The organism is Pseudomonas sp. BF-B-15, from assembly GCF_019946675.1.
Lineage (GTDB): Bacteria > Pseudomonadota > Gammaproteobacteria > Pseudomonadales > Pseudomonadaceae > Aquipseudomonas > Aquipseudomonas migulae.
In genome coordinates this window covers 1-6,772 of record NZ_JAGYFZ010000170.1, presented here as the reverse complement: position 1 = coordinate 6,772, position 6,772 = coordinate 1, and the positions used below count along the sequence as shown (strand labels likewise).

The following is a 6,772-nucleotide window of genomic DNA, read 5'->3' as shown; positions in this document are numbered from 1 at the left end:
CGATTACGGTGGGTCAGTCAATTTGATTTCGACTGACCCACCGTAATCGCGAGCAGGCTCGCTCCCACAGGGGGAATACCTATAACAACAATAAAAGCGTTATTCAGAGGCTGACTGTAATGGCCGCACCTGCCCCCGTTTTGTCCCACGACGCCATCATCCAGGACTCCTGGTCACGTTGCCGCGCGTTCGGGCTCGATCATCAGAGTGCCCCGGCATTCGACCAGCTACCGGCAGCGGACATCGCGCAGTTGCTGGAAAGCCAGCATTCATTGGTGCAGACCACCCATCAGGAGGTCCTGCCCTATTACGAAAACATCCTCAGCAATTCCAATTGCCTGATCATGCTCGCCGACAATCAGGGCCAGGTCCTGACCTCCTGGGGCACCCAGCGCTTCATCGAGCCGAGTCTGACCCGCGGCTTCAGCGCCGGCGCCAGCTGGATGGAGCGTTGCAGCGGCACCAATGCCATCGGCACCGCCCTGGCCTGTGAGCAGGCGGTGCACATCGAGCACGACGAACATTTCCTCAAGGCCAACCGCTTCATGACCGGTTCCGCCGCGCCGATTTTCGATGCCGAACGCAAGGTCATCGCGGTGCTGGACGTGTCCAGCGACAGTTACCTGCCGCCGTCCCACACCCTCGGCATGGTCAAGATGATGAGCCAGACCGTGGAGAACCGGCTGATCCTCAACCTGTTCCATGGCCAGCATTTTCAACTGACGTTCAACACCGGGTTGAACAATCTCGACAGCCAATGGGCGGGATTGTTGATTTTCGATGAGACCGGCCAGGTGCTCTCAGCCAATCGCCGCGCCGATAACCTGCTGGGCATCAGCCTGTCGCGGGTCAGTGTCGAGAGCCTGTTCAAGGTCTCGTTGCTGGAACTGCTGAATCAGCCGGACGGCCTGCCCTTCTCCCTCCAGGCGTCCGGGCGCAACCGCTTCCAGTGCCTGTTGAAGCGGCCGAAACAGGCACCGATCCAGGCAAGAATGTTCGCCGAGCCCGCCGTGACGGCACCCGCACCCGCCGCGATCAGCCTCAATACCCTGCATTTCGGCGACAGCCGAGTGGAAAAAGCCGTGCGCCAGGCCGAGCGCCTGCTGGAGAAAGACATTCCGCTGTTGATCCACGGCGAAACCGGAGTCGGCAAGGAAGTGTTCGTCAAGGCGCTGCACCAGGCCAGTTCTCGCAGCAAACAACCATTCATTGCCGTCAACTGTGCTGCGATCCCCGCCGAACTGGTGGAGTCCGAGCTGTTCGGCTACGAGAAAGGCGCGTTTACGGGTGCCAATCAGAAAGGCAGCATCGGGCTGATTCGCAAGGCCGACAAAGGCACGCTGTTTCTCGATGAAATCGGCGACATGCCATTGCCGACCCAAGCCCGGCTATTAAGGGTGTTGCAGGAGCGCTGCGTGCAGCCGGTGGGCAGCAGCGAGCTGTTCCCGGTGGATATCCGCATTATCTCGGCGACTAACCGTTCGTTGCGCGAGCAGGTTCAGTTGGGACGGTTTCGCGAAGACCTGTATTACCGGATCGGCGGCTTGACCCTGGAATTGCCGCCGCTCAGGGAACGCAGCGACAAGCAGGCGCTGTTCAAACGCTTGTGGGAACAACACCGTGAACCGTCGCAGTGGGCCGGGTTGAGCCGTGAGGTGCTGGAGTTGTTCGGCCGTCACCCGTGGCCGGGGAATTTAAGGCAGGTCAGCAGCGTGATGCAGGTGGCGCTGGCCATGGCGGAAGAGCAACCGGTGCGGCCGGAGCATTTGCCGGATGATTTTTTTGTCGATCTGGAGATGGAACCGGTGGAGGTGGATGAGCCGTTGGCGGTTGATTTGAATGATGTGGAGGATTTGAATCGGCAGTTGCAGGCGGCTGGGGGGAATATTTCCCATCTGGCGCGGCGGCTGGGGGTCAGTCGCAACACCCTCTATAAAAGGTTGCGTCAATCAGACAGCTGACCGCTGCGCGGTCAATCGCCGGCAAGCCGGCTCCTACAGGGGTCGAGTCGTTCGCGAATGTTGTGTACGACTCGCCCCCTGTAGGAGCCAGCTTGCTGGCGATGACGTCAGCCGCAACTCCACATCCCTGATGCCCATACGAAAAACAAAAACCCGCACAAGGCGGGTTTTGTTTGTAACGAACGCAGCAATCAGTCAGCCAGACGCCAGGTCGTACCACCCTTGCCGTCTTCCAGCACCACACCCATCGCGGTCAGTTGATCGCGAATACGGTCGGATTCCGCCCAGTCCTTACCGGCGCGAGCCGCCAGACGCGCAGCAATCAGCGCATCAACCTCAGCCGCATCAACCCGCCCTTCGGCACCGGCCTGCAGGAAGTCATCGGCCTCAAGCTGCAACACACCCAGCACGCTCGCCAGTTCTTTCAGACGCGCCGCCAGACCCGCCGCCGCATCCAGATCGCTCTCGCGCAGACGGTTGATCTCGCGAACCATCTCGAAAAGCACCGCGCAGGCTTCCGGCGTGCCGAAGTCGTCGTTCATCACCTGGGTGAAGCGCTCGACAAAAGCTTCGCCACCAGCAGGCGCGACAGTCGGCAGGCCTTTCAACGCATGGTAGAAACGCTCGAGTGCGCCTTTGGCGTCCTTGAGGTTGTCTTCCGAATAGTTGATCGCGCTGCGGTAGTGGCTCGACACCAGCAGGTAACGCACGACTTCCGGATGGTACTTTTCCAGCACGTCGCGAATGGTGAAGAAGTTGTTCAAGGACTTGGACATCTTCTCGCCATTGATGCGAATCATGCCGCAATGCATCCACGCGTTGGCGTAGGTCTTGCCGGTGGCCGCTTCGCTCTGGGCGATTTCGTTTTCATGGTGCGGGAACTCAAGGTCGCTGCCGCCGCCATGAATGTCGAAGGTCTCGCCCAGGCAGCAGGTCGACATCACCGAGCATTCGATGTGCCAGCCCGGACGACCGTCGCCCCACGGCGATGGCCAGCTCGGTTCACCCGGCTTGGCGCCTTTCCACAGCACGAAGTCCAGCGGGTCCTGTTTGGACTCGTCGACTTCAATCCGCGCGCCGATACGCAGGTCTTCGATCTTCTTGCGCGACAGCTTGCCGTAGCCCATGAACTTGGCGACGCGGTAGTACACGTCGCCATTGCCCGGTGCGTAGGCGTAACCCTTGTCGATCAGGGTCTGGATCATGGTCTGCATGCCAGCGATGTGATCGGTGGCCCGCGGTTCCATGTCCGGCTTGAGGATGTTGAGGCGCGCCTCGTCCTCGTGCATCGCGGTGATCATGCGCTCGGTCAGCACGTCGAACGGCTCACCGTTCTCCTTGGCCCGATTGATGATCTTGTCTTCAATGTCGGTGATATTGCGCACATACGTCAGGTTATAACCGCTGAACCGCAACCAGCGGGTCACCAGGTCAAACGCGACCATGCTGCGGCCGTGGCCAATGTGGCAGTAGTCGTACACGGTCATCCCGCAGACGTACATGCGCACATTGTTGCCATCCAGCGGCTTGAATACTTCTTTGCTCTTGGTGAGCGTGTTGTAGATCGAAAGCACGTTAGAGGTTCCTTGAATCACTGGCCCCACGAATCACGCAAGGTCACGGTACGGTTGAATACCGGAGCACCTGGTTTCGAGTCCTTGATATCCGCGCAGAAGTAACCTTCGCGCTCGAACTGGAAACGGTCTTCCGGCTGTGCATTGCCCAGCGAGGGTTCAGCACGACAACCAGTGAGTACTTGCAGCGAATCAGGGTTGATGTTGTCCAGGAAACTGGCGCTGTCTTCAGCCTTTTCAGGGTTCGGCGAGCGGAACAGGCGATCGTACAGACGCACTTCGCACTCGACGCTGGCCGCGGCCGGCACCCAGTGAATCACGCCTTTGACCTTGCGGCCTTCAGGGTTCTTGCCCAGGGTTTCCGGATCGTACGAGCAACGCAGTTCGACGATGTTGCCATCGGCGTCCTTGATCGCTTCGTCGGCACGGATCACATAGCTGCCACGCAGACGCACTTCGCCGTTCGGCTCCAGGCGCTTGTAGCCTTTTGGCGGCTCTTCCATGAAGTCATCGCGGTCGATGTAGATTTCACGGGCGAACGGCAGCTTGCGCACGCCGAGTTCTTCTTTCTGCGGGTGACGAGGCAGTTCGAGGTGATCGACCTTGTCTTCCGGGTAGTTGGTGATCACGACTTTCAACGGACGAAGCACGCACATGGCGCGCGGGGCGTTCGCGTCGAGGTCCTGACGGATGCTGAACTCAAGCATGCCGAAGTCAACCACGCCGTCGGAACGGTTGGTGCCGATCATGTCGCAGAAATTGCGGATCGACGCAGGGGTGTAGCCACGGCGGCGGAAGCCGGACAGCGTGGACATGCGCGGATCGTCCCAGCCATTGACGTGCTTCTCGTCCACAAGCTGCTTGAGCTTGCGCTTGCTGGTGATGGTGTAGTTCAGGTTCAGGCGGCTGAACTCGTACTGGCGCGGGTTCGCCGGCACCGGCAGGTTCTCGAGGAACCACTCGTACAGCGGACGGTGGCTTTCGAACTCCAGGGTGCAGATCGAGTGGGTGATGCCTTCGATGGCGTCCGACTGACCGTGGGTGAAGTCGTAGTTCGGGTAGATGCACCACTTGTCACCGGTCTGGTGGTGATGCGCATGACGGATGCGATACATGATCGGATCGCGCAGGTTCATGTTCGGCGAAGCCATGTCGATCTTGGCCCGCAGCACACGTGCGCCGTCCGGGAACTCGCCGGCACGCATGCGGGCGAACCAGTCGAGGTTTTCTTCGACGCTGCGATCACGGAACGGGCTGTTGCGGCCCGGCTCGGTCAGAGTGCCACGGTATTCCTTGGCTTGTTCAGGGCTCAGGTCGTCAACGTAGGCCTTGCCGGCCTTGATCAGTTCAACGGCCCAGTCGTGCAACTGGTCGAAATACTGCGAGGCATAGCGCACTTCGCCGGACCATTCGAAACCCAGCCATTTGACGTCGCTTTCGATGGCGTCGATGTATTCCTGGTCTTCCTTGGCCGGGTTGGTGTCGTCGAAACGCAGGTGGGTGACGCCGCCAAACTCCTGGGCCAGACCGAAGTTCACACAGATCGACTTGGCGTGACCGATGTGCAGGTAGCCGTTGGGCTCAGGCGGGAAACGGGTGACGATCTGCGTGTGCTTACCCGAGTCCAGGTCCGCCTGGATGATCGGGCGCAGGAAATTGACCGGCACGGCAGGGCCGGTCTTGGAATTCGAGGTAGGGTCGACAGTGGGCTTGCTCATAGGATCCTTGAACGTACAAGTGCGCGGCCGGAACACGGGCCTGATAAAACAAAGCCGCTATCATAGCCGAAGCCGTCAAGTCGCTGACAGTACAGGCCCGAAAACGGCTGCATTTAATCGGATGCAAATGAAAAACAGCCTCGAAATTGGCGTCTGTCGCGCTAAACTGCGCACCTTGGCCGACATCGGCCGGACCGGTTGAGGGCTCGACAGCCCTGAAACCCACGAATTCCCAGAAAGAGTACCGATCATGACCCAAGTCAAACTGACCACCAACCACGGCGACATCGTCCTGGAACTGAACGCCGAGAAAGCCCCGATCACCGTGGCCAACTTCATCGAGTACGTTAAAGCCGGTCACTACGAAAACACTGTTTTCCACCGCGTCATCGGTAACTTCATGATCCAGGGCGGCGGTTTCGAGCCAGGCATGAAAGAAAAGAAAGACAAGCGCCCAAGCATCCAGAACGAAGCCGACAACGGTCTTTCCAACGACAAATACACCGTCGCCATGGCCCGCACCATGGAGCCGCATTCGGCTTCCGCCCAGTTCTTCATCAACGTCGCTGACAACAGCTTCCTGAACCACAGCGGCAAGAACGTTCAGGGCTGGGGCTACGCAGTGTTCGGCAAAGTGACCGCCGGTACCGACGTTGTCGACAAGATCAAAGGCGTGTCCACCACCTCCAAGGCCGGCCACCAGGACGTACCAGCAGACGACGTGATCATCGAGAAAGCCGAGATCATTGAGTGATATTGCTGATTTCAGACTTGCATCTGGAAGAGGAGCGCCCGGACATCACCCGGGCGTTTCTGGATTTGCTCGCCGGACGCGCCCGCTCGGCGAGTGCGTTGTACATCCTCGGCGACTTTTTCGAAGCGTGGATTGGCGACGATGCCATGACGCCCTTCCAGCGTTCCATCTGCCAGGCCCTGCGCGACCTCAGCGACAGCGGCACGGCGATTTTTCTGATGCATGGCAATCGTGACTTCATGCTCGGCCAGGCCTTTTGCAAACAGGCCGGTTGTACGCTGTTGAAGGACCCGAGTGTCGTGCAGTTCAACGGCGAGCCGGTGCTCTTGATGCACGGCGATAGCCTCTGCACCCGCGACGAGGCTTATATGAAGCTGCGTCGTTACCTGCGCAACCCGATCACCCTGTTCATCCTGCGCCACTTGCCATTGCGCACCCGCCATAAACTGGCGCGCAAACTGCGCAGCGAAAGCCGTGCGCAGACGCGGATGAAGGCCAATGACATTGTCGATGTCACGCCGGACGAAGTGCCACGGGTGATGCAGGCCTATGGCGTGAAAACCCTGATCCACGGGCACACCCATCGCCCGGCCATCCACAAGTTGCAGATTGGCGAGCAAGCGGCCAAGCGCATTGTGCTGGGGGATTGGGATCGCCAGGGCTGGGCGTTGCAGGTGGATGAGAGCGGGTTTGCGTTGGCGCCGTTTGATTTCGGCCCCCCGCGCGTTACCGTTGAATGAGGTCCCTGTAGGAGCGAGGCTTGCC

The 6,772-nt window shown here is 59.7% G+C and carries 5 protein-coding genes; 3 read left to right on the top strand and 2 right to left on the bottom strand.

The features are described from left to right. Positions 1 to 119 precede the first annotated feature (119 nt). The gene (locus KGA97_RS28605) at positions 120 to 1,961 is read left to right on the top strand and encodes a sigma-54-dependent Fis family transcriptional regulator (RefSeq protein ID WP_223481926.1); all 1,842 of its coding nucleotides are present in this window, start codon (positions 120 to 122) and stop codon (positions 1,959 to 1,961) included. Positions 1,962 to 2,152: 191 nt separating this feature from the next. Here KGA97_RS28605 and cysS read toward each other — a convergent pair whose 3' ends face one another. Together cysS and KGA97_RS28595 are read right to left on the bottom strand one after the other, a co-directional pair. Beyond that, the gene (gene cysS / locus KGA97_RS28600; protein WP_008032770.1) at positions 2,153 to 3,535 is read right to left on the bottom strand and encodes a cysteine--tRNA ligase; all 1,383 of its coding nucleotides are present in this window, start codon (positions 3,533 to 3,535) and stop codon (positions 2,153 to 2,155) included. 17 nt (positions 3,536 to 3,552) lie between these two features. Next, positions 3,553 to 5,253, bottom strand: a complete 1,701-nt coding sequence (locus KGA97_RS28595; protein WP_008032773.1) for a glutamine--tRNA ligase/YqeY domain fusion protein — start codon at positions 5,251 to 5,253, stop codon at positions 3,553 to 3,555. 250 nt (positions 5,254 to 5,503) lie between these two features. On the opposite strand from KGA97_RS28595, the gene KGA97_RS28590 reads away from it, so the two are divergent. Together KGA97_RS28590 and lpxH are read left to right on the top strand one after the other, a co-directional pair. Beyond that, a complete protein-coding gene (locus KGA97_RS28590; RefSeq protein WP_008032775.1) occupies positions 5,504 to 6,007 on the top strand; it encodes a peptidylprolyl isomerase in 504 nt (167 codons plus the stop codon). After that, positions 6,004 to 6,747 (top strand): UDP-2,3-diacylglucosamine diphosphatase, encoded by a 744-nt coding sequence (gene lpxH / locus KGA97_RS28585; protein ID WP_192227323.1) that lies wholly within the window; start codon positions 6,004 to 6,006, stop codon positions 6,745 to 6,747. Before KGA97_RS28590 ends, lpxH begins: the two co-directional genes overlap by 4 nt. Positions 6,748 to 6,772: the final 25 nt, after the last annotated feature.